The organism is Streptococcus sp. KHUD_010 (assembly GCF_040207525.1).
GTDB lineage: Bacteria > Bacillota > Bacilli > Lactobacillales > Streptococcaceae > Streptococcus > Streptococcus hominis.
Genome location: NZ_CP157941.1, coordinates 782,723 through 805,307 on the forward strand (window position 1 = coordinate 782,723; position 22,585 = coordinate 805,307).

Below are 22,585 nucleotides of genomic sequence, written 5' to 3' on the forward strand. Positions count from 1 at the left end.
GAATAGGAGAAAAACATGCCAAAACGTACAGATATTCAGAAAATTATGGTGATTGGCTCTGGTCCCATTATCATTGGACAGGCTGCTGAGTTTGATTATGCAGGAACGCAGGCTTGCTTGTCTTTGAAAGAAGAAGGCTACACAGTCATTTTAGTTAATTCCAATCCTGCAACGATTATGACAGACAAGGAAATTGCTGACAAGGTTTATATTGAACCAATCACGCTGGAATTTGTCACTAGAATCTTACGGAAAGAGCGACCAGATGCACTTCTGCCGACATTGGGTGGGCAAACAGGACTCAATATGGCAATGGAATTATCCAAAGAAGGTATCTTGGATGAGCTAGGTGTCGAACTTTTAGGAACTAAGCTGTCGGCTATTGATCAAGCTGAGGATCGTGATTTGTTTAAGCAGCTCATGGAAGAGCTGGAACAGCCTATTCCAGAATCTGAAATTGTAAATACAGTCGAAGAAGCGGTAGACTTTGCAGCGAAAATAGGCTATCCAGTCATTGTTCGTCCGGCATTTACGCTTGGCGGCACAGGTGGCGGTATGTGTGTAGATGAGAAAGAACTTCGTGAAATTGCTGAAAATGGTCTCAAACTGTCACCTGTAACGCAATGTCTGATTGAGCGTTCTATTGCTGGCTTTAAGGAAATCGAATATGAAGTTATGAGAGACAGTGCAGATAATGCTCTAGTTGTCTGTAACATGGAAAATTTTGATCCAGTTGGTGTTCATACAGGGGATTCTATCGTTTTTGCGCCAACGCAGACACTTTCAGATATCGAAAATCAAATGCTGCGTGATGCTAGTTTAAAAATTATTCGTGCCCTTAAGATTGAAGGTGGTTGTAATGTACAGCTGGCTCTGGATCCACATAGCTTTAAATACTATGTCATTGAGGTTAATCCACGTGTCTCACGTTCATCAGCTCTAGCTTCTAAAGCAACTGGCTACCCTATCGCTAAATTAGCTGCCAAAATCGCTGTTGGCTTGACACTAGATGAAGTTATCAATCCGGTCACAGGCACAACTTATGCCATGTTTGAACCAGCTCTGGACTATGTGGTAGCTAAAATTCCACGTTTTCCTTTTGATAAGTTTGAACATGGAGAACGTCATCTGGGAACGCAGATGAAAGCTACCGGTGAGGTCATGGCTATTGGGCGTAATATCGAAGAAAGCTTGCTCAAAGCCTGTCGTTCTCTGGAAATCGGTGTTGACCATAATGAAATGCCAGAACTAAATCAAGTGGCAGATGATGATTTACTAGAAAAAGTCGTCAAAGCTCAGGATGATCGTCTTTTCTATGTATCTGAAGCCATCCGTCGTGGCTATGATATCGTAGAAATTGCAAAACTAACCAAGATTGATTTGTTCTTTCTGGATAAATTGCTTCACATTCATGAATTAGAGCAGGAGTTAATGACTCATGTTGGAGATGCAAATCTGCTTAGACAGGCTAAGCAAAACGGCTTTGCAGATACTAAGTTAGCTCGGCTTTGGAAAATGACAGCAGAAGAAATACGTCAATTTCGTAAAGAAGAGCGGATTCTTCCAGTTTATAAAACGGTTGATACTTGTGCAGCCGAGTTTGAATCAAGCACACCATATTTTTATTCTACTTATGCTTTGGAAAATGAATCAATCAAGTCAGAAAAAGAGTCTGTTCTAGTGTTGGGCTCTGGACCTATTCGAATTGGTCAAGGAGTAGAATTTGACTATGCGACCGTGCACTCGGTCAAGGCTATTCAAGCAACTGGCTATGAAGCTATTATTATGAATAGTAATCCGGAAACCGTCTCAACAGACTTCTCCATTTCTGATAAACTTTACTTTGAACCGCTAACTTTTGAAGATGTCATGAATGTCATTGAACTGGAAAAACCTAAAGGGGTTATCGTTCAGTTTGGGGGACAAACCGCTATCAATCTAGCTGAGCCATTGTCAAAAGCTGGTGTGAAAATTTTAGGTACTCAGGTAGCTGACCTTGACCGTGCCGAAGATCGTGATTTGTTTGAACAGGTTCTTAAGGATTTGAATATTCCGCAGCCACCAGGTCAGACAGCGACGAATGAAGAAGAAGCGGTAGCAGCTGCTCGTAAGATTGGTTTTCCTGTTTTGGTTCGTCCGTCCTACGTTCTGGGCGGTCGGGCTATGGAAATTGTCGAGAATGAAGTAGATCTTCGTTCTTATATGCGAACTGCTGTCAAGGCTAGCCCTGATCATCCGGTGTTGGTGGACTCTTACATTGTCGGTAAGGAATGTGAGGTAGATGCTATTTCAGACGGTCGTCAGGTCTTGATTCCAGGGATTATGGAGCATATTGAACGGGCCGGAGTTCACTCAGGTGATTCTATGGCTGTTTATCCTCCGCAAACCTTATCTACTAAAGTGCAGCAGACTATCGCCGATTATACTAAGAAATTGGCTATCGGACTTCACTGTATCGGTATGATGAATATTCAGTTTGTCATCAAAGATGAGAAGGTTTATGTCATTGAGGTCAATCCTCGTGCTAGCCGGACGGTGCCATTCTTGTCTAAAGTGACGGATATCCCTATGGCACAGGTGGCAACTCGGTTGATTCTCGGTCAAACTTTAGTGGAGCTAGGGTATGAAGATGGTCTTTATCCAGAAGGTCAAAATGTACATGTTAAAGCACCAGTCTTTTCCTTCACTAAGTTGGCCAAGGTAGATAGCCTTCTTGGTCCTGAAATGAAATCGACGGGTGAGGTTATGGGAACAGATGCAACTCTTGAAAAAGCTTTATACAAGGCTTTTGAAGCCTCTTATCTACATCTTCCAAACTTTGGCAATGTTGTCTTTACGATTGCGGATGAAAATAAGGAAGAAGCCCTCATATTAGCAAAACGTTTTGCAGCGATTGGATATAGTATTTTAGCAACACAAGGCACAGCGGAATTCTTTAAAGAAAATGATGTTTTGACACAATTGGTTGAAAAAATTGGTACAGCCGATAATAATGATATTCCTGCCTTTGTTCGCAAAGGCAAGGTTCAGGCGATTATCAATACAGTCGGAACGAAGCGAACGGCTGATAAGCACGGTCAGGCTATCCGTCAATCAGCCATTGAGCATGGAGTGCCGCTATTTACAGCACTTGATACAGCTGATGCCATGCTAAAGGTCTTAGAAAGTCGTAGCTTTATGACAGAAGCAATTTAGAGCAGTATTCTTTTTGTCATGATATTAAGTTCTATGCAAACCTTTTCAATTCGTAAAAAATTTGATATAATGAGAATGAAAAAAGTTATTAGAGGAGAGTAGCATGTCTAAAAAAATTATTGGAATTGACCTAGGTGGTACATCTGTGAAGTTTGCGATTCTGACCCAAGAAGGAGAAGTCCAAGAAAAATGGTCTATTAAGACAAATATTTTAGATGAAGGCAGTCATATTGTTGATGATATGATTGAATCGATCAACCATCGCTTGAAATTATTAAACCTTTCAGCTGAAGATTTCATCGGAATTGGTATGGGTTCTCCTGGTGTCGTGGATCGTGAAAAAGGAACTGTTATCGGAGCTTACAACTTAAACTGGAAAACCCTTCAACCCGTAAAAGAAAAAATTGAAAAAGCGACTGGCATTCCTTTCTTTATTGATAATGATGCGAATGTAGCTGCGCTTGGCGAACGTTGGAAAGGTGCTGGTGAAAACCAACCAGACGTTGTTTTTATGACACTTGGAACAGGTGTCGGTGGTGGTATTGTTGCGGAAGGGAAATTACTGCATGGGGTAGCTGGAGCAGCCGGAGAGTTGGGGCATATCACAGTTGATTTTGATCAGCCGATTCTCTGTACTTGTGGTAAAAAAGGTTGCCTAGAAACCGTAGCTTCTGCAACGGGAATTGTCAATTTAACGCGCCGCTACGCTGATGAATATGCTGGTGATGCAGAGCTGAAAAAATTGATTGACAATGGCGAAGATGTCAATGCAAAAATTGTCTTTGATTTGGCTAAAGCTGGTGATGAATTAGCTCTCATTGTTTATCGCAATTTTGCACGTTATCTTGGTATTGCTTGTGCCAACATTGGATCTATCTTAAATCCGTCAACGATTGTCATCGGTGGTGGCGTCTCTGCAGCAGGTGAATTTTTACTAGACGGTGTTCGTAAGGTCTATGAAGAAAATTCTTTCCCTCAAGTACGTACCTCCACAAAACTTGCACTTGCAACGCTTGGAAATGATGCGGGAGTCATCGGAGCAGCTTCATTGGTTCTTCAATAACCTTCCTAAAATAGAAAAATAATTTGAGTAAGGCATTTACAATTATTACAAAATTTGTTATGATATTAGTTAGTGCGTAATGGAAGCACTAGAAAACGACTAATCCGCTGTGGTCATGAACTGTAAGATTAGTAAGATAGGAGAAGAAAAATGAATCCATTAATCCAAAGTTTGACTGAAGGCCAACTTCGTACTGATATTCCTGTATTCCGTCCTGGTGATACTGTTCGTGTTCACGCGAAAGTTGTCGAAGGAAATCGCGAACGTATCCAAATCTTCGAAGGTGTGGTTATCGCTCGTAAAGGTGCTGGTATTTCAGAAAACTATACTGTTCGTAAAATTTCTAATGGTGTAGGTGTTGAACGTATCTTCCCACTTCACACACCACGTGTTGAAAAGATTGAAGTTGTTCGTTACGGTAAAGTACGTCGTGCGAAATTGTATTACCTTCGTGCATTGCAAGGTAAAGCAGCGCGTATCAAAGAAATCCGCCGTTAATGTAGAATTAACTCTGTCACTTGGCAGAGTTTTTCTCTAGTCCCCTTAGTTCAATGGATATAACAACTCCCTCCTAAGGAGTAGTTGCTGGTTCGATTCCGGCAGGGGACATTCATTGTATATGGAAAAACCGAAAGAATAGTAGCATTACTTGAAGATAAAATGGAAATTAGGTCGCTCTTTTGAGAAAAGAGACTTTTTCTAGGACAATTTTATGAGATAATCTTTTAAACTAAATTGGAATATTCTGATTTAGTTTTTTCTTTTTATATTTTGTATATCATTTTACTATTTTCTGTCTTTATTTTTAGTTTCTTTTAAGAAAAAATTCAGTCACTTTTAAGAAAAAGTAGATATGATAGTTCCATTCAAAAGAAAGGACGTGATGAGATGAAAAAACTCAAAGTTAAATTTGTTTGTCTGATAAATCTTGGCATCAAAGGAGTTATTGTGGCAATACTCTTTGGAATGCAATCTCTGAACGCTTAAAAATAGAAAGAAGGAATTTGACAAAAATGAAACAAGAGAACACAAGTAAGAAAGAGAAAATGATCATGGTTGAAAAAAGTACCAAATGGTGGATGACCGTTGTAGCGAGCGGATCACTCGCTGTTGGTCTTCTCGGTGGGCTAGGCATTGGTTCTTTGGCAACGAATGCTCTCAATCAGCAGGCAAAAGTACAGACAAGTACAACAACTCAGGCACAGAATAACCAGCAACAGGGGAACCAAAATCAAGGTGGTCCGGGAATGCCTCCAGGCGGACAACAAAACGGAAATAATCAAGGCGGTCCAAATGGAATGCCACCCCAACAAAATGGCAACCAAAGTGACAATAGTAACAGCCAAAATGGCTCAGGAAACAGTAATAACTCAAAGAAAAAAGCTCCATCAAATGCTGACGGTTCAACCAAATCAGATAAGAATAGTAGCACGACAGAAAATAATGACTCAAATACAACAAATTCTTAATATTTCAGAGAAAGTCATGATATAATAGAATCAGAACGTTAGTAAGTTGATTTTCAAAAAGGTGAAGTGAGAAGAAGTCTTTACTTGTACTTGGTTCACGATTAAAGGAGTGGGCAGAACTAAACATTCAAAATGTTTAGTTCGTGATCTTATCCCCTCAAGCCTCAAAGTGCTGTTTTGAGCAATCTGCTACTGTATCGTTAGTTTAGTGCATAACGAATTTTGAAACTGGAGACTTTTGTCCCAAACTCGTATTTAGAAGGAAAAGCATATGATTAAGATTCTATTAGTGGAAGACGATCTCGGTCTATCTAATTCAGTATTTGACTTTTTGGATGATTTTGCAGATGTTATGCAAGTTTTTGATGGTGAGGAAGGATTGTATGAGGCTGAGAGTGGCGTGTACGACCTTATCTTGCTTGACTTGATGCTGCCAGAAAAAGACGGCTTCCAAGTGTTGAAAGAATTGCGTGAAAAAGGTGTCACAACTCCTGTGCTAATCATGACAGCCAAAGAAAGTTTGAATGATAAAGGACATGGTTTTGAACTGGGTGCTGATGATTATTTGACCAAACCATTTTATTTGGAAGAATTAAAAATGCGGATTCAAGCTCTGTTGAAGCGTTCTGGCAAGTTTAATGAAAACACCCTTTCTTATGGCGATGTCACTGTTAATTTATCAACTAACACAACACTTGTAGATGGAAACGAAGTAGAATTGCTCGGAAAAGAATTTGACTTGCTGGTGTATTTCTTGCAAAATCAAAATGTCATTTTGCCTAAGACACAGATTTTCGATCGCTTGTGGGGATTTGATAGTGATACAACGATTTCAGTCGTAGAAGTCTATGTTTCAAAAATCCGGAAAAAATTGAAAGGGACGACCTTTGCGAACAATCTTCAAACGCTTCGCAGCGTCGGATATATTTTAAAAGATGCTGAATAAACTAAAAAAAACATGGTATGCGGATGATTTTTCTTATTTCATTCGCAATTTTGGTATTTTTACTCTCATCTTCTCAGCCATGACTTTGATCATCATTCAGGTGATGCGCTCAAGCCTTTATACAACGGTCGATAATAACTTGAAAAGTCTCAGTCAGGATTCCGCTTCTGTCATCAATTTGGCGCTCGCTCGTAGAGTAGGGCTGGAACAGAAGTCAGACAACGAAGAGCCTAAAGCCGATACGGGTGACAAAGAGCTTACTGATAAACCAAATGTCAGTGCTAATACGGAAGTTATCTTATTTGATAAGAATTACAAGCCGATTATTACTAGCAATAATTTTCTGGGACTTAACAAACTTTCCTTTAATAGCAAGCAATTGGATCGCATTCGGCAAGTTCAAGTAAAAAGCAATTATGGGCGTGAAGAAACCTATCGGACGATTTTATTTAAGGTGAAATTGCCTAATTTGGAAACGAACGTTAAATACGCAGCGGTCTTTATCAATACCAGCCAATTGGAACAAACCAGTCAAAATCATGAGCAGCTGATTGTAGTTGTAATGATTAGTTTCTGGGGAATTTCTTTGATTGCAAGTGTCTATCTGGCTCGTGTCAGTGTTAAACCTTTGTTGGAGAGTATTCAAAAGCAAAAGAGCTTTGTTGAAAATGCTAGTCACGAGTTGCGGACGCCTCTAGCAGTTTTGCAAAATCGCTTGGAAACCTTGTTTAGAAAACCAGAAGCCACCATTATGGAATCAAGCGAAAGCATTGCTTCTAGTTTGGACGAAGTCCGGAACATGAAAATGTTGACGACAAATCTACTCAATCTAGCACGACGCGATGACGGGATTAAACCAGAAATTGGCGATGTCGAGCCAAATTTCTTTAATACGACCTTTACCAACTATGAGATGGTTGCCGCAGAAAATGGGAAAACTTTCCGATTTGACAATAGGATTCACCGCATGATTAAAACAGACAAGACCTTGCTGAAGCAATTGATGACAATTCTGTTTGATAATGCCTTGAAATATACAGATGAAGACGGTGTAATTGAGTTGACGATTTTAGCGAATGACCGAACCCTTTTTTTGAAAGTTGCAGATAATGGTCCGGGGATTAGTACGGCAGATAAGAAAAAGATTTTTGATCGTTTTTATCGTGTTGATAAAGCACGAACTCGGCAGACAGGCGGTTTTGGTCTAGGCTTGTCGCTTGCAAAGCAAATCACAGAAGCCCTTAAAGGGACTATTACGGTGAAAGATAATAAGCCGAAAGGAACCATTTTTGAGGTGAAGATTGCCATTAGAACGGACAATAGAAAGAAAAAATAAGTCAGGAATAACTTGTATCCATAGGGGGAAGGTTGTTTCGGAAGATGAGAAAAACACGAACAAAGTCAGGATTAGTAGTTGACTATCTTGATCTGTTCGTGTTTTTATCTTGTTTAAAAGCAGAGTTGAATGGTTGAGGCTGGGATGCCAACGTTGCTTTCGTCAGCCGGGTTGACTGACTGCCTGAGTTTTAGTTTATGCTGTCAGCTGGGCGGACGAGTTGCCTGAGTTTTAGTTTATGCTGTCAGCTGGGCGGACGGACTGCCTAAGTTTTAGTTTATACCGTCAGCTGGGCGGGGCAGACAAGACTCCCAACTTTCGGTTTGCTTTGTCGCCCTAATCGACAGAGAGAACGAATTTTGGTTTCAATCTTGCTGTGTTCTTTATTTTATTGCACAGACCAGACACTAACTGCCTTTTCTGCAACTGGGAAATCTGCCCAGCCGTCTTTTTTGATTGTCACGATTGAAGAGCTGTTTCCTAAGTAATCTTTGAACTCCTTACCAGCCCAATTTTCACCAACATACATGCGTTTTGAATTTGCTTGGTCGTTACTTATGATGACAGCAATTGGTTGTCCGTTGTCTTTTCCTGAACGAGTCCAAGCGATACAATGCTCGTCATCAAAATAATCAGTCTGTTCACCATAGGCTAAGTTGAGCCGAATGTCTAACAGTTTATCTAGGACTTCTTGGAAACTTTGTTGAGCGAACTCGCCCTTGATACCATAGTAATCTCCGTAGAACACACAAGGAAGCCCAGCTTCACGAAGCAAGATAAGCGCATAAGCAGCAGGTTTAAACCATTCTTCAACAGTTGATTCTAGTGCTTGTCCACGTTGTGTGTCGTGATTATCGACAAAAGTAACAGCCGATTTAGGGTGGTTTTTGACAAGCGTTTGTTCAAAAATATTTCGCAAATCATAGTCCGCCCCAGCACGGCTAGCATCAAATAAGTTGTGGTGCAGTTTGACATCTACGAGATCAAAACGATAGTCAATACTTCCTAAATAATCGTTATTTGCAGTTTCATCACCATTCCAAAACTCTCCGAAGACATAGAAATCTTCTCCATACTTTGCCATAATGTCGCGGATAAAATTTCCCATAAAGAAAGAGTCAATATGCTTAATAGCGTCCAATCTAAAGCCATGAATGCCGGTTGTTTCGATAAACCAATCTGCCCAATCATAAAGGTTTTGAATGACTTCTGGGTGCTTAAAATCAAGGTCAGCGTACATAAGATAGTCGAAATTTCCATTTTCATTGTCCACCAAGTCATCATCAGCCCAACCTTTGTTGTCCCCTTGAATGAGGTAAATCCCTGATTTGTTTCGCTTAGCGTCATAATCCGTCCCTGTAAAGTGGTACCAATGCCATTCAAAATCATTGTATTTTTTATGGCGACCAGGGAAAGTGAACTTGGTCCAGCCTTTTATTTCAAAAGGTTCAGAGAGGGCGACTGTACGATCATTTGGGTCAACTTCAATAACAGTAAATCGCTCTTTGTAATCCGCTGCCGCCTTGTGATTTAAAACGATATCTGCAATAGGCTCGATTCCATTTTCTTTGAGTGCTGAGATAGCCTTCAAATAGTCTTTCTTAAAGCCATACTTTGTCCGAACGGTTCCTTTTTGGTCAAATTCGCCCAGGTCAAATAAGTCATAAATGCCGTAGCCGACATCATTAGAACTAGTTGCTTTGAAAGCAGGTGGCATCCAAACCTTGCGAATGCCTTTAGAAGCTAGATGTGGAGCGTCTGTTGCCAAACGATTCCAATGTTGTCCGTCATTTGGTAGATACCATTCAAAATATTGCATTAATGTTTGATTTTCCATACGAGATACCTCTTTCTTGTCTTGATGGCTACTATTTTATCAAAATAATCTTTACAGCGCAAACGTTTGCGTAAATTTTATAGAATCAGAGGATGAAAAATAGATTGAAACGATGATTGTTGAGGTATATAATAAGGCTAGCAAGCTATTTTTATAAAAAGTTGAAGGAGCCATTGATGAAAAATAGGATTCAAGATATTTTTGACAAGAGCATGGCGATTGAGAGTTTCACGCATACGAGTTCAGAAAGAAATATTGAAAATTTTCTCAATCAATATATTGGCAGTTTGCCGTATTTTCAAGAGCATTCAGATTACTTTGGCACCTATCAGATTCCGGATGATATTTATCGGCGTAATGTTAATTGGGCTTTGGTAAAACGTCATCGTGCAGATACAGTGATTTTGTTTCACCACCATGATACAGTTGATATCGAAGACTTTGGCAATTTAAAAGAAATTGCTTTTGACAATGCTGCTTTGAAAAAGGCTTTAGCGAGTGCTTCACTAGGTCAAGATGTACTAGAAGATATCGGTTCTAACGAATGGCAGTTTGGTCGTGGGTCATGTGATATGAAAGCTGCATTGGCTTTGCAATTGGGAGTAGTAGCAGAATATGCGAGCAAAGCAGAAGGGAAAGTGAATCTTCTTTATTTATCAGTTGGAGATGAGGAATCTTATTCTCAGGGAATGCGTGCTGCTGTAGGTTTGCTTGCTAATCTGAAAAATAAATTTCATCTGAATTATATCTTGGCGATTGATTCAGAACCATTTGAAAGTCCTTCAGCTCAAGAAAAAGTGTTGCATGTTGGAACAGTTGGGAAAATGATGCCTGTCGTGGTGACGCAGGGTATTCTTTCCCACATGAAAGAACCTCTCAAGGGTATCAATGCTGTTTCACTCCTCGCAAAAGTAGTGGAAAAAATTGATCTCAATCCCCTTTTGTCGGATTCGATTTATGGAGAGCAGGCTCCTCTGCCTTCGTGGTCTTATATGCGTGATTTGAAGGAAAATTATGATGTGTCAACTGTTCTCAGAGCAGCAGGTTATTTTAGTGTTCTTTATTTAGATAAAAGTCCGAAAGAGCTGATGGCGACGATTCAACATCTTTGTCAAGAAGCTGTTGATAAATTTTATGAGCGTTATCAGGCTTTGCAGGTGATTTATAAAGAGGATAAAAAAGTCACAAAACCTCGTGTATTGACTTATGAAGAGTTAATCCAGTTATGTCAAAAGAAGGATGGATTTGACGAATTCATGCACAAGGTAAACCAATTTGCTTATAAAGCATTTCAAGCGGGTTCAAGCTATCAAGAAATAACCATTGCAACTGTTCAAAAGGTGTTAGATTTCTATGATAAAAAGGAAGCATTTGTTGTGCTGGCTATCGCACCACCTTATTATCCTTCCATGAATTGTCGGCATCTGAAAAATAGCGTGGTTGATATTGAAAAACTCATTGCATTTTATAGGGATTACTTGGTTGAACAAGGAGCTAGTAGTTTAAAAGTCGAAGAATTCTTTATGGGAATCTGTGACATTAGTTACTGTGCTTTAGAAAAATCTGTTAAAGAGTATCAGAAAATTATCGAGAGTATGGCTGTTCCTGAATGTTTATATTCGATTGATTTTGAGAAAATTCAGGACATTAATGTTCCCGGAATCAATCTGGGTCCTTGGGGAAAAGATTTACACCAGTTAACAGAACGCGTCTATGAAAAGGATATGTTGGAGACGATTCCTCAATTTCTGTTATATTTGCTAGAACATATTGACTGTATTAAAAAATAAAAAAACAAGAGCTATCTTCTTAACTGAATTGAACATAGCTCTTGTTTTTTATGAAAATTGCTCTAAAAAGTTATCTAGTTCTTTTTGGTTATGAAGAACTATAAATTTGTAGGGATACATTTTTTGAAGTTTCTCATATCGTTTCCGAATGTTAGCAGTTCGTCCATCATGTAAGACCCAGCGGATAAATTCCCAATCAAACTTTTCAGGACAACCTTGTGCCATACTGTCTCTGACCTTACCTCTGTTCTTGGAATAACGCTTTGCAGCCCGTAAAAGACAATTCCAAGGCGAGAAATTTAAAAAAATAATTTGGTCTGCTTGCTCCATTCTCTCTTCATAGCAGCAGGGGCTGTAGTTTCCGTCTATTACCCAGCTTTTTCTGGCTTCTAAAAAATCCTTAACTTGCTCTTGCATCCAGTTGCGGTCACTCATTTCCCAATTGGGTAGAAATTGTAGCATGTCTAAATGAAGCAGTGAGGTGTCATAATGTTTTGCTAAATATTTAGCAAGTGTAGACTTTCCAGAGCCGGAGTAGCCGATAATTGCGATTTTCATATAGAGCCTTTCTTACCGATGCAACAAAAAAAGCTCCTTTGAGCTCTTTTTACGTTATGCAGATTATTTTGCAAGTTTGCTAGCAAGGCGTGCTTTATCGCGGCTCGCTTTGTTTTTGTGGATCAAACCTTTAGTTTCTGCTTTATCGATAGCTGAGCTTGCAGCGCGGAAAAGTTCTTCAGAAGGGTTTGCTTCAAATGCTTTAATTGCAGAACGCATAGCTGATTTTTGAGCTGAGTTTTTTTCGTTTTGTTTAACGTTTAATTCAGCGCGTTTGATAGCTGATTTAATATTTGCCAATGTTTTCACCTCCAATGATATACTAACTATCTAATTATATATGAAAAGTTGAGATTTGACAAGCTTTTTTATTTTTTTAAGTAAATTTCATCAATCTCATGATTTTCTGTTTTATGAAGAATAATTTCAGCTCGGTTGCGTGTGGGTTCGATATAATCCTGTAAATTGACAAGATTAATAGATTTCCAGACATTTTGAGCAAATTCCATAACTTTGTTTTCTGGCTGAGAAATGAAAGGATGATAATAGTTATTTGGATCTTCTTTTGCTAAAGTGAGCAATTTTTTAAAGCGGTCCAGATACCAAGTTTCGATATTTTCAACTTCCGCATCCACGTAAATCGAAAAATCAAAGAAATCCGTCATATAAAGGCGTTCATTTTGTGGATTTTGGAAAACGTTGATACCTTCAACAATGACAAAATCTGCAGCTGTAACAGACTGTTTTTTATCAGGAACAATATCATAAATTTCATGTGAATAAACGGGAATCTGATAGTCTTGTCCATTTTTGATATTGTCAAGAAAATCAAGCAGCAGCTCCATGTTATAACTTTCTGGAAAGCCTTTACGCTTAAGAAGATTTTGCTCCTCCAAATGAGCATTAGGATAAAGAAATCCATCTGTTGTTACCAATTCAACAGTTGCATTTGAAAATGTCCGAGATAAAAGTATTTGCAACAGCCGACTAGTAGTAGATTTTCCAACAGCGACACTTCCAGAAACGCCAATGATGAACGGTTGCCGCTTGCTTGCTTTCTGTAAAAAAATCCCTTTTGAGAATGCCAAATCCTCTTTTGAACGCTTGTAAATCTGAATAAGATTGGTTAAGGGGAGATAAACATCTGTCACATCTTGAAGGCTAATCTTATCATTGAAACTTTTGATAGAATTTAGCTCTTTTTGAGTCAAAGGTGGGGTTGTTTTGCGATGTAAGTTTTGCCAAGTTTTTCGACTAATTTTTTCAAAATGAATAAATTCGTTGGTCATTATGTACTCCTATTAGTTGACAAATAGTATAACATAATTTTAAACAAATTGTAAACGGTTTACAAATAAAAGGTCTTTATGTTAAAATAGTTTTATGGCTAAAATGTATTTCGCAGAAAATCCAGATGCAGAGCATGATATTCACGAATTGAAGGCTCAGCTTTTGGGTCAAAAGATGACTTTCTTGACTGATGCAGGAGTCTTTAGTAAGAAAATGATTGATTATGGCAGTCAAGCTCTTTTAAAGTGTCTTGATTTTCATAAGCAAGAAAGCGTATTAGATGTTGGTTGTGGCTATGGAACATTGGGACTGACTTTGGTCAAAGCTAAAGAAGTCGAAGCGACGCTTGTTGATATAAATCAGCGCGCTCTTGATTTGGCGCGTCAAAATGCTGAGCGCAATCAAGCCCTAGCTACGATTTTTCAATCTAATCTTTATCGAAATGTAGAAGGGAGATTTCATCATATTATCAGTAATCCACCGATTCGAGCAGGGAAACAGGTCGTTCATGAGGTGATTACAGGAAGTTATACGCACTTACTAGACGGTGGGGATTTAACCATTGTTATTCAAAAAAAACAAGGTGCCCCAAGTGCCAAAGCCAAGATGGAAGAAGTTTTTGGAAACTGCGAAATCCTAAAAAAAGATAAGGGATATTATATCCTTAGAAGTAGGAAGGAAATATGAGAGCAGTTGATGTTATTCAGAAAAAGCGAGACGGCTTAGAATTAACCAGCGATGAAATCAAGTGGTTAATTGAAGGTTATGTTACTGGAACTGTGCCAGATTATCAAATGTCAGCTTTTGCAATGGCAGTGTATTTTAAAGGCATGACCACTCGTGAAATATCTGATTTGACCATGACCATGGTAGGGACAGGTCAGCAAATTGATCTGTCAGCTATATCTGGCGTTAAGGTTGATAAGCATTCAACCGGAGGCGTAGGAGACAAGGTAACGCTTGTACTGGTGCCTTTGGTAGCTAGTTTTGGAATCCCTGTTGCTAAAATGAGCGGTCGTGGACTCGGTCACACAGGGGGAACGCTTGATAAATTAGAATCCATTAAAGGATTTCAAGTTGAGCGCAGCCAAGAAGAATTTATTAAGCAAGTACAGGATATTGGACTATCCGTCATTGGTCAGTCTGATCAGTTGGTGAAGGCAGACAAGTTGTTGTACGCTTTGCGTGATGTGACGGCGACCGTTGATACCATTCCTTTAATCGCAAGTTCTGTTATGAGTAAGAAAATCGCAGCTGGTGCAGATAGTATTTTACTAGATGTGACAGTTGGTGAAGGCGCATTTATGAAGAATTTGGATGATGCGCGTGCTCTAGCTCGCACTATGGTTGATTTAGGAAAGGCAGTTGGGCGTAGAACAACTGCTGTTATCACTGATATGAGCCAACCTTTAGGAACCAGTATTGGTAATCGTTTGGAAATTCTGGAAGCTTTGGATATTTTGCAAGGAAAAGGTCGGGAAGATGTGACTGAATTTATTTGTGAATTAGGTCAAATCATGCTCAGCTTAGCAAATGTCGAAAAAACTGTAGACGAGGTTCGAGAACATCTATTGAATGGTTCAGCTCTTCAAAAATTTGAAGCTATGGTTGCAGCGCAAGGTGGCGATTTAGAAGATTTGTACAGTCCTTCTTCAGCAAAATACGTTGTAGAAGTAACTGCAGACGAAGCTGGTTATATTTCTGAATTACCAGCTATGGAATTTGGCCTATTTGCTATGCGACTGGGTGCTGGCCGAGCTGTGAAAACCGACGCCTTAGACTTTGAAACAGGAATTGTTTTTGAAAAGAAAGTCGGAGAATCAGTCGAAATTGGTGAAATTGTCGCAAAAGTTTATGCAAATGAAAAAATTTCACAAGAACTAGTTACAGAATTCAAAAAAAATGTTAAAATAAGTAATGAGCCGAAAAAAGTTCAAGAGATTATTGAAGTAATCGCTTAACTTACAGGAGAACCGAAAATGAAGTTAAATAAATACATTGATCATACGCTTTTGAAACCAGATGCTCAACAAGAGCAAATTGAAAAATTGATTGAAGAAGCAAGAGAATATGATTTTGCAAGTGTCTGTGTCAACCCAACTTGGGTCAGCTTTGCAGCAGAAGGATTACGAGATACAGATGTTAAGGTTTGTACTGTTATTGGTTTCCCTTTGGGTGCAAATACACCTGCTGTAAAAGCTTTTGAGGTAAAAGATGCCATTAAGAACGGAGCAGACGAAGTAGACATGGTTATCAATATTGGTGCTTTGAAATCTCAAAATCTGGTGTTGGTAGAAGAAGATATTGCTGCTGTTGTGGAAGCAAGCGGTGACACACTTGTAAAAGTAATTATCGAAACTTGTTTGTTAACTGATGAAGAAAAAGTTGTAGCGTGTCAGTTAGCCCAAAAAGCTGGTGCAGACTTTGTAAAAACTTCAACTGGATTTTCAACAGGTGGAGCTACTGTTCATGATGTAGCATTGATGAGAAAGACAGTGGGTCCAGATATGGGTGTAAAAGCTTCAGGTGGGGCTCGTTCGTATGAAGATGCAGTTGCATTTATTGAAGCAGGCGCAACGCGTATCGGAGCTTCTTCTGGTGTAGCCATTATGAAAGGAGAAAAAGCTAGTGGCGACTACTGAGTTGATTGATCTAGCGATTGAGACAAGTAAAAAGGCCTACGTTCCTTATTCTCATTTTCCAATTGGTGCCGTACTAGTAGCAAAAAATGGTCAGATTTTTACAGGTGTGAACATTGAAAATGCTAGTTTTGGTTTGACAAATTGCGGGGAACGCACAGCTATTTTTAAAGCGATTTCTGAAGGTGTTACAGATTTTGAGGAGTTAATCGTCTACGGTGAAACCGAACAGCCTGTTTCTCCATGCGGAGCTTGTCGACAAGTAATGGCGGAATTTTTTTCTAAGGATTTAAAGGTAACGCTTGTTGCCAAAGATAAATCGACGGTCGTGATGACGGTCAGGGAATTACTTCCATATTCTTTTACTAACTTAGACTAGTTAGTAAAAAAGGTCATTTGACCATAGTTAATCTTGCAACGTTGTTGCACATCTTATTTAGGAGGTTCAGAGATGAACAAGAAACAATGGCTAGGCCTTGGTCTAGTAGCTGTCGCAGCAATTGGACTTGCTGCATGTGGTAACCGTGCATCTAAATCAGATAATAAAGATGCAAAGACGGATTTGAAAGCTGCAATTGTTACAGATACAGGTGGTGTAGATGATAAATCATTTAACCAATCTGCTTGGGAAGGTTTGCAAGCTTGGGGTAAAGAAAATGGATTGACAAAAGACCATGGCTTTACTTACTTCCAATCTACAAACGAATCTGAATACGCTACAAACCTTGAGCAAGCTGCTTCTAGCAATTACAAATTAGTATTTGGTATTGGATTTGCTCTTCGTAATGCAGTAGAATCTGCTGCAAAGGATCACTCTGATATTAACTATGTTATTATTGATGATGAAATTAAAGGTCAAAAGAATGTAGCTTCTGCACTCTTTGCAGATAACGAAGCTGCTTACCTTGCTGGTGTGGCTGCAGCCAAAACAACTAAAACAAAAATGATTGGTTTTGTTGGTGGTATCAAAGGTGCTGTATTAACTCGTTTTGAAAAAGGTTTTGAAGCTGGTGTGAAATCAGTAGATCCTTCTATTAAGATTGATGTGAAATACGCTGAAAGCTTTGGAGATGCTTCTAAAGGGAAGACGATTGCAGCAGCTCAATATGCAGCTGGTGCAGATGTTGTTTATCAAGTAGCCGGTGGTACTGGTGCTGGTGTATTCAACGAAGCAAAATCTATCAACGAAACTAGAAATGAATCTGACAAAGTTTGGGTTATCGGTGTTGACCGCGACCAAAACGATGAAGGTAAATACAAATCTAAAGACGGCAAAGAATCTAACTTTGTTTTGGCATCTAGCTTGAAAAAAGTTGGTGGTACTGTAAAAGATATTGCTAACAAAACAGCAAAAAATAAATTCCCAGGAGGAAAAACTACAACTTACGGTCTAAAAGACGGTGGAGTAGATTTGACAACTAAGAACTTATCAGATGATGCTAAAAAAGCTGTTGAAGATGCAAAAGCAAAAATCCTTGACGGAAGTATTAAAGTTCCTACAGAATAAATAATAACCTGACACTCAAGAAGCGACCTTCGTGGGCCGCTTTTTTGAGATTGAGACAGCTTTTGTCTCAGTAAAGCTGGCTAATCTTTTAGTGAGTTTTACTGAAATAAAATAATTTCTGAAAGGAATCAATCATATGGCACATGAGAATGTCATTGAAATGCATGAAATAACCAAGATTTTTGGTGAATTTGTCGCAAATGATAAAATCAACTTAAATCTAAGACGCGGTGAAATTCATGCACTTTTAGGAGAAAACGGAGCGGGCAAGTCCACTCTGATGAATATGTTGGCTGGCTTGCTTGAGCCAACAAGTGGTGAGATTACTGTGAATGGAAAATCAGTGACAATTGATTCTCCATCGAAATCAGCATCTTTAGGAATTGGAATGGTTCACCAGCATTTCATGCTGGTAGAGGCTTTTACGGTTGCTGAAAATATCATTTTGGGGAGTGAAACGACCAAAAATGGTGTTTTAGATATTCGAAAGGCAATCAAAGACATCAAGGAACTATCCGAAAAATATGGTTTAGCTGTGGATCCGACTGCAAAAGTTGAAGATATTTCAGTCGGTGCGCAACAACGTGTTGAAATCTTGAAAACATTGTATCGTGGCGCAGATATCTTGATTTTTGACGAACCAACAGCAGTATTAACTCCTTCAGAAATTGAAGAACTAGAACATATCATGAAAAATCTAGTTAAGGAAGGAAAATCCATCATTTTGATTACGCACAAATTGGATGAAATCCGTGCTGTTTCTGATCGTGTCACTGTCATCCGTCGCGGTAAGAGTATTCAAACCGTTGAGATTGGTGGCGCAACGAATAAAGATCTTGCTGAAATGATGGTGGGACGTTCGGTATCCTTTACAACGGAAAAAGAAGCTTCAAATCCAAAAGAAGTTGTTCTATCTATTAAAGATTTGGTTGTGAATGAGAATCGTGGTGTGCCTGCTGTTAAAAATTTATCTTTGGATGTACGAGCTGGTGAAATTGTCGGAATTGCTGGGATTGATGGCAATGGACAAAGCGAGCTAGTTCAAGCAATCACAGGTCTTCGAAAGGTGAAATCAGGTAGCATTACCATTAAGGGTAAAGAAGTCGTTGGCTTATCTCCGCGGAAAATTACTGAAATGCAAGTTAGTCATGTGCCAGAAGACCGTCATCGTGATGGCTTGGTTTTAGATATGATGTTATCTGAGAATATGGCTCTGCAAACTTATTACAAGGAGCCATTAAGCAAAAATGGAATTTTGAATTACAATAATATCACTTCTTATGCACGAAAGTTAATGGATGAATTTGATGTTCGGGCTGCAAGTGAAAGTGTTCCAGCATCTGCTCTTTCAGGAGGAAATCAACAAAAAGCCATTATTGCTCGTGAAATAGACCGCAATCCTGACCTTTTAATCGTTAGTCAGCCAACTCGTGGATTAGACGTCGGAGCGATTGAATACATTCATAAACGTTTGATTGAAGAACGTGATAAGGGTAAAGCAGTACTTGTTGTCAGCTTTGAATTAGATGAAATCCTGAATGTTTCAGACCGTATCGCTGTTATCCATGATGGTAAGATTCAAGGTATTGTTACCCCAGCAGAAACAAATAAACAAGAGTTGGGTATCTTGATGGCTGGTGGTGAAATTAAGAAGGGAGATTCAAATGACTAAGAAAACACAGCAAATTGCGGTGCCTTTGATTTCCGTTGTTCTTGGAATTTTACTCGGTGCCATTATCATGTGGATTTTTGGCTATGATGCTATCTGGGGTTATGAAGAGCTGTTCAAAGCTGCTTTTGGTACTATCCGTAGTATTGGTGAAATTTTCCGTGCAATGGGTCCACTTATTTTAATTGCTCTTGGGTTTGCAGTAGCAAGTCGGGCTGGATTCTTTAATGTCGGCTTACCAGGGCAAGCTTTAGCTGGTTGGATTTTGAGTGGCTGGTTTGCACTTTCATTTCCTAATCTTCCTCGTCCAATTATGATTCTTGCTACGGTTGTCATTGCAGCAATAGCTGGTGGGATTATCGGCGCTATTCCAGGTATTCTTCGTGCTTATTTGGGAACGAGTGAAGTTATCGTTACGATTATGATGAACTACATCGTTCTTTATGTTGGAAACGCAATGATTCATAGTTTCCCAAAAAGTGTTATGCAAAGTATTGACTCAAGTGTTAAGGTTGGAGCTAATGCAACCTATCAAACAGAATGGCTACGAGCATTGACCAATAATTCACGGATGAATATCGGAATCTTCTTTTCGGTCATTGCAGTTGTCCTTATCTGGTTTATGCTGAAAAAAACAACGCTTGGATTTGAAATCCGTTCTGTCGGGCTAAATCCAAATGCGAGTGAATATGCAGGGATGTCTGCTAAAAGAACAATTATCCTTTCAATGATTATCTCAGGTGCTCTTGCCGGTGTCGGAGGTGTTGTTGAAGGACTTGGAACTTTCCAAAATGTCTATGTACAAGGAAGTTCCCTAGCTGTCGGTTTTAATGGTATGGCCGTTAGCTTGCTGGCAAATAATTCACCAATTGGTATTCTCTTTGCAGCATTCTTATTTGCCGTGCTTCAAGTCGGAGCTCCAGGTATGAACACCGCAACGATTCCAGCGGAATTGGTCAATATTGTAACAGCATCAATTATTTTCTTTGTAAGTATTCATTACATCATTGAACATTTTATCAAACCAAGAAAACAAGCAAAAGTAAAGGGAGGAAAATAAGATGAATTTTGTAACAATGTTAAGTCTGTTAGTTTCCTCTATGCTGATTTATGCGGCACCTTTAATCTTTACTAGTATCGGTGGTGCCTTCTCAGAGCATGCTGGGATTGTTAATGTCGGACTTGAAGGTATTATGGTTATGGGAGCTTTCTCAGGAGTTGTCTTTAACCTTACTTTTGTGAATATCTTTGGAAATTTAACTCCTTGGTTAGCACTTTTAGTCGGTGGTATTGTGGGACTAATTTTCTCACTCATTCATGCTGTAGCGACTATCAATTTCCGTGCGGATCACGTTGTCAGTGGTACAGTGCTCAATTTAATGGCGCCTGCGTTAGCGATTTTCTTGGTAAAAGCTTTCTATAATAAAGGGCAAACAGATAATATTCAAGTATCATTTGGTAAATTTAATTTTCCACTATTATCAGATATTCCAGTCATTGGAGATATCTTCTTTAAACATACCAGCTTAATGGGATATATTGCAGTTGCGTTTGCTTTCCTAGCATGGTTCATTATGTTTAAGACGAAATTTGGGCTTCGTTTGCGCTCCGTAGGGGAACACCCACAAGCGGCAGACACCCTCGGTATCAATGTTTATCTTATGCGTTATTACGGTGTGATGATTTCAGGTTTTCTTGGCGGTGTTGGTGGAGCGATTTATGCACAATCTATTTCCGTAAATTTCGCTGCTACAACCATTATCGGACCAGGATTCATCTCACTGGCTGCTATGATTTTTGGTAAATGGAATCCAATTGGCGCTATGCTTTCAAGTCTATTCTTTGGACTATCTCAAAGTTTGGCCGTTATCGGAAGTCAATTACCATTCCTATCACATGTACCAGCTGTGTACCTACAAATTGCACCTTATGTATTGACTATTGTTGTGTTGGCAGCATTCTTCGGAAAAGCTGTTGCACCAAAAGCAGACGGTGTCAATTATATTAAATCAAAATAAACTATTGCAAAAAGCCAAGTTACTTTTCAAAGTAGCCTGGCTTTTTTGATAAAAAAACAATCATTCTGCTAAGAAGAGCGACTCAGAGAATGATTGTTTTTAAAATGTTTTACATAAAATAGACAATAGCAAGATATTGAAGTGCAGAAGCAGCTAGGATAAAGAGGTGCCAAATCATGTGGAAATATGGTTTTTTCTTAGCATAAAATCCTGCACCAACAGTATAACAGAGTCCTCCAGCTAACATCAATCCCCAGAAAATAGGTCCCGTTTGACCAATGATTTGCGGAATGATCAGAATCACTAACCAGCCCATAATAAGATAAAGTGCCAAGCTAAATTTTTCATTAACTTTTTTAGCAAATATTTTATACAAAATACCAAAAATGGTCGTTCCCCATTGAATTGTGATAATAAGATAACCCAACCAATTGTTCATAAGAGATAGTACGACTGGCGTATAACTTCCCGCAATAGCAATGTAAATCATTGAATGATCGATGATCCGTAGAATATACTTATGCGTAGAACCATAGCTCATTGAATGGTAAATCGTTGAAGAAAGAAACATCAGAAATAAACTGATGACAAAAATTGAAACTCCGACAGCGGCAAGCATACCATGTTCTTCATAGCTGTAAATGGCTGAGATAGGAAGCAGTACTAACATAACCACAGCCCCAACAGCGTGAGTGACAGCATTGGCAATTTCTTCCCCGAAGCTGAGTTTTTTGCTGAGTTTAAGCGTTTGATTCATTTGTTTTACCTCCTTCTAAGGCTAGAGCTAATTTTTTTGTTTGATGAAATAATTTTACCGTTTGGCAAGCTGCTTCAATAGCAGGTGCGACTGTGTCAGCTTTTTCTTCTTGCATGCAATTAACGAATTCATTATAAAGAGTGGCCGAATCTTTTCTGTCTACCAGCAGTTGAATCGTCTTGATAATATCTGGTATTGGAAAGACAGGTTTTAACGTCGTCAGTACAATCAGACGAGCAATCTGTACACGATTGTATTTTTTCTTAATTGGCTTTGGAATGTGGGCGTGTTTCACATAATTATTGACCATAGCAGCCGTTAAAGGCTTATCTGTACTATGAAATGCTTGTTCGTTGACACCATTCACATAGAGGAGAACCTGGTCAAGATAAAGATCTAACTCTGGTAGTTCTTCCCAAGTTGGGAATTTTGTGATTTCCAAAATATCCACCTCTTTCTTATCTAGTCTTAATAACTAGATTATATGATAACAAATGTCTAATGTCAAGAG

21 protein-coding genes and 1 tRNA gene are annotated in these 22,585 nt (G+C 39.0%); 16 read left to right on the forward strand and 6 right to left on the reverse strand.

Translation table 11 applies throughout. The features are described from left to right. Positions 1-15: 15 nt before the first annotated feature. From carB to ABKA15_RS03905, 7 genes are all read left to right on the forward strand, one after another. Positions 16-3,195 carry a carbamoyl-phosphate synthase large subunit gene (gene carB, locus ABKA15_RS03875; protein WP_192208657.1) on the forward strand — a complete coding sequence of 1,060 codons (3,180 nt, stop codon included), beginning with the start codon at positions 16-18 and terminating at the stop codon, positions 3,193-3,195. 103 nt (positions 3,196-3,298) lie between these two features. After that, positions 3,299-4,258: an ROK family glucokinase gene (locus ABKA15_RS03880; protein WP_003027901.1), complete on the forward strand. Its 960-nt coding sequence runs from the start codon at positions 3,299-3,301 to the stop codon at positions 4,256-4,258. A 150-nt stretch (positions 4,259-4,408) separates the two neighbouring features. Next, positions 4,409-4,756 carry a 50S ribosomal protein L19 gene (gene rplS / locus ABKA15_RS03885; protein ID WP_049512881.1) on the forward strand — a complete coding sequence of 116 codons (348 nt, stop codon included), beginning with the start codon at positions 4,409-4,411 and terminating at the stop codon, positions 4,754-4,756. 39 nt (positions 4,757-4,795) lie between these two features. Beyond that, a tRNA-Arg gene (locus ABKA15_RS03890) sits at positions 4,796-4,867 on the forward strand. 404 nt (positions 4,868-5,271) lie between these two features. Then, a complete protein-coding gene (locus ABKA15_RS03895) occupies positions 5,272-5,727 on the forward strand; it encodes a hypothetical protein (RefSeq protein ID WP_003029592.1) in 456 nt (151 codons plus the stop codon). A 271-nt stretch (positions 5,728-5,998) separates the two neighbouring features. After that, positions 5,999-6,673: a response regulator transcription factor gene (locus ABKA15_RS03900; RefSeq protein WP_003024352.1), complete on the forward strand. Its 675-nt coding sequence runs from the start codon at positions 5,999-6,001 to the stop codon at positions 6,671-6,673. Next, positions 6,663-8,009 (forward strand): HAMP domain-containing sensor histidine kinase, encoded by a 1,347-nt coding sequence (locus tag ABKA15_RS03905; protein WP_049512879.1) that lies wholly within the window; start codon positions 6,663-6,665, stop codon positions 8,007-8,009. Before ABKA15_RS03900 ends, ABKA15_RS03905 begins: the two co-directional genes overlap by 11 nt. 388 nt (positions 8,010-8,397) lie before the next feature. Here ABKA15_RS03905 and ABKA15_RS03910 read toward each other — a convergent pair whose 3' ends face one another. Further along, positions 8,398-9,846, reverse strand: a complete 1,449-nt coding sequence (locus tag ABKA15_RS03910) for an alpha-amylase (protein ID WP_049512877.1) — start codon at positions 9,844-9,846, stop codon at positions 8,398-8,400. Positions 9,847-10,022: 176 nt separating this feature from the next. Here ABKA15_RS03910 and ABKA15_RS03915 point away from each other — a divergent pair, with 176 nt between their 5' ends. Beyond that, positions 10,023-11,636, forward strand: coding sequence for a M20/M25/M40 family metallo-hydrolase (locus tag ABKA15_RS03915; protein ID WP_049512875.1), 1,614 nt, complete (start codon positions 10,023-10,025; stop codon positions 11,634-11,636). 48 nt (positions 11,637-11,684) lie between these two features. On the opposite strand, the gene ABKA15_RS03920 is transcribed toward ABKA15_RS03915, so the two are convergent. The 3 genes from ABKA15_RS03920 to coaA all read right to left on the reverse strand — a co-directional run bounded on the left by ABKA15_RS03920 (position 11,685) and on the right by coaA (position 13,483). Beyond that, positions 11,685-12,194 carry a DNA topology modulation protein gene (locus ABKA15_RS03920; RefSeq protein ID WP_049512874.1) on the reverse strand — a complete coding sequence of 170 codons (510 nt, stop codon included), beginning with the start codon at positions 12,192-12,194 and terminating at the stop codon, positions 11,685-11,687. Between the two features lie 63 nt (positions 12,195-12,257). Further along, positions 12,258-12,509 carry a 30S ribosomal protein S20 gene (rpsT, locus tag ABKA15_RS03925; RefSeq protein ID WP_020999623.1) on the reverse strand — a complete coding sequence of 84 codons (252 nt, stop codon included), beginning with the start codon at positions 12,507-12,509 and terminating at the stop codon, positions 12,258-12,260. 53 nt (positions 12,510-12,562) lie between these two features. Next, positions 12,563-13,483, reverse strand: a complete 921-nt coding sequence (gene coaA / locus ABKA15_RS03930) for a type I pantothenate kinase (protein WP_049512872.1) — start codon at positions 13,481-13,483, stop codon at positions 12,563-12,565. A 94-nt stretch (positions 13,484-13,577) separates the two neighbouring features. Between coaA and ABKA15_RS03935 the strand changes: the two genes are divergently transcribed. From ABKA15_RS03935 to ABKA15_RS03970, 8 genes are all read left to right on the forward strand, one after another. Next, entirely contained in the window at positions 13,578-14,171 is a 594-nt protein-coding gene (locus ABKA15_RS03935) for a class I SAM-dependent methyltransferase (protein WP_350015387.1), read from the forward strand. Further along, positions 14,168-15,445, forward strand: coding sequence for a pyrimidine-nucleoside phosphorylase (locus tag ABKA15_RS03940; RefSeq protein ID WP_106387931.1), 1,278 nt, complete (start codon positions 14,168-14,170; stop codon positions 15,443-15,445). The genes ABKA15_RS03935 and ABKA15_RS03940 overlap by 4 nt, the downstream gene beginning before the upstream one ends. A gap of 18 nt (positions 15,446-15,463) precedes the next feature. Then, on the forward strand, positions 15,464-16,126 hold the full coding sequence (gene deoC, locus ABKA15_RS03945; protein ID WP_049512866.1) for a deoxyribose-phosphate aldolase: 663 nt from the start codon (positions 15,464-15,466) through the stop codon (positions 16,124-16,126). Continuing rightward, positions 16,113-16,502 carry a cytidine deaminase gene (locus ABKA15_RS03950; RefSeq protein WP_049512864.1) on the forward strand — a complete coding sequence of 130 codons (390 nt, stop codon included), beginning with the start codon at positions 16,113-16,115 and terminating at the stop codon, positions 16,500-16,502. Before deoC ends, ABKA15_RS03950 begins: the two co-directional genes overlap by 14 nt. Before the next feature lie 72 nt (positions 16,503-16,574). Then, positions 16,575-17,630, forward strand: a complete 1,056-nt coding sequence (locus ABKA15_RS03955; protein WP_003032189.1) for a BMP family protein — start codon at positions 16,575-16,577, stop codon at positions 17,628-17,630. Positions 17,631-17,766: 136 nt separating this feature from the next. Continuing rightward, positions 17,767-19,302 (forward strand): ABC transporter ATP-binding protein, encoded by a 1,536-nt coding sequence (locus ABKA15_RS03960; RefSeq protein WP_003024370.1) that lies wholly within the window; start codon positions 17,767-17,769, stop codon positions 19,300-19,302. After that, the gene (locus ABKA15_RS03965) at positions 19,295-20,359 is read left to right on the forward strand and encodes an ABC transporter permease (RefSeq protein WP_049512860.1); all 1,065 of its coding nucleotides are present in this window, start codon (positions 19,295-19,297) and stop codon (positions 20,357-20,359) included. Before ABKA15_RS03960 ends, ABKA15_RS03965 begins: the two co-directional genes overlap by 8 nt. A 1-nt stretch (position 20,360) precedes the next feature. After that, positions 20,361-21,317, forward strand: a complete 957-nt coding sequence (locus ABKA15_RS03970) for an ABC transporter permease (RefSeq protein ID WP_049512858.1) — start codon at positions 20,361-20,363, stop codon at positions 21,315-21,317. Between the two features lie 109 nt (positions 21,318-21,426). Here the strand turns inward: ABKA15_RS03970 and ABKA15_RS03975 are convergent, their stop codons facing one another. Together ABKA15_RS03975 and ABKA15_RS03980 are read right to left on the reverse strand one after the other, a co-directional pair. Beyond that, the gene (locus tag ABKA15_RS03975) at positions 21,427-22,074 is read right to left on the reverse strand and encodes a hemolysin III family protein (RefSeq protein ID WP_350015388.1); all 648 of its coding nucleotides are present in this window, start codon (positions 22,072-22,074) and stop codon (positions 21,427-21,429) included. Then, complete coding sequence (locus tag ABKA15_RS03980) at positions 22,058-22,516, reverse strand: DUF1836 domain-containing protein (RefSeq protein ID WP_049512967.1); 459 nt, start codon at positions 22,514-22,516, stop codon at positions 22,058-22,060. Before ABKA15_RS03980 ends, ABKA15_RS03975 begins: the two co-directional genes overlap by 17 nt. Positions 22,517-22,585 lie beyond the last annotated feature (69 nt).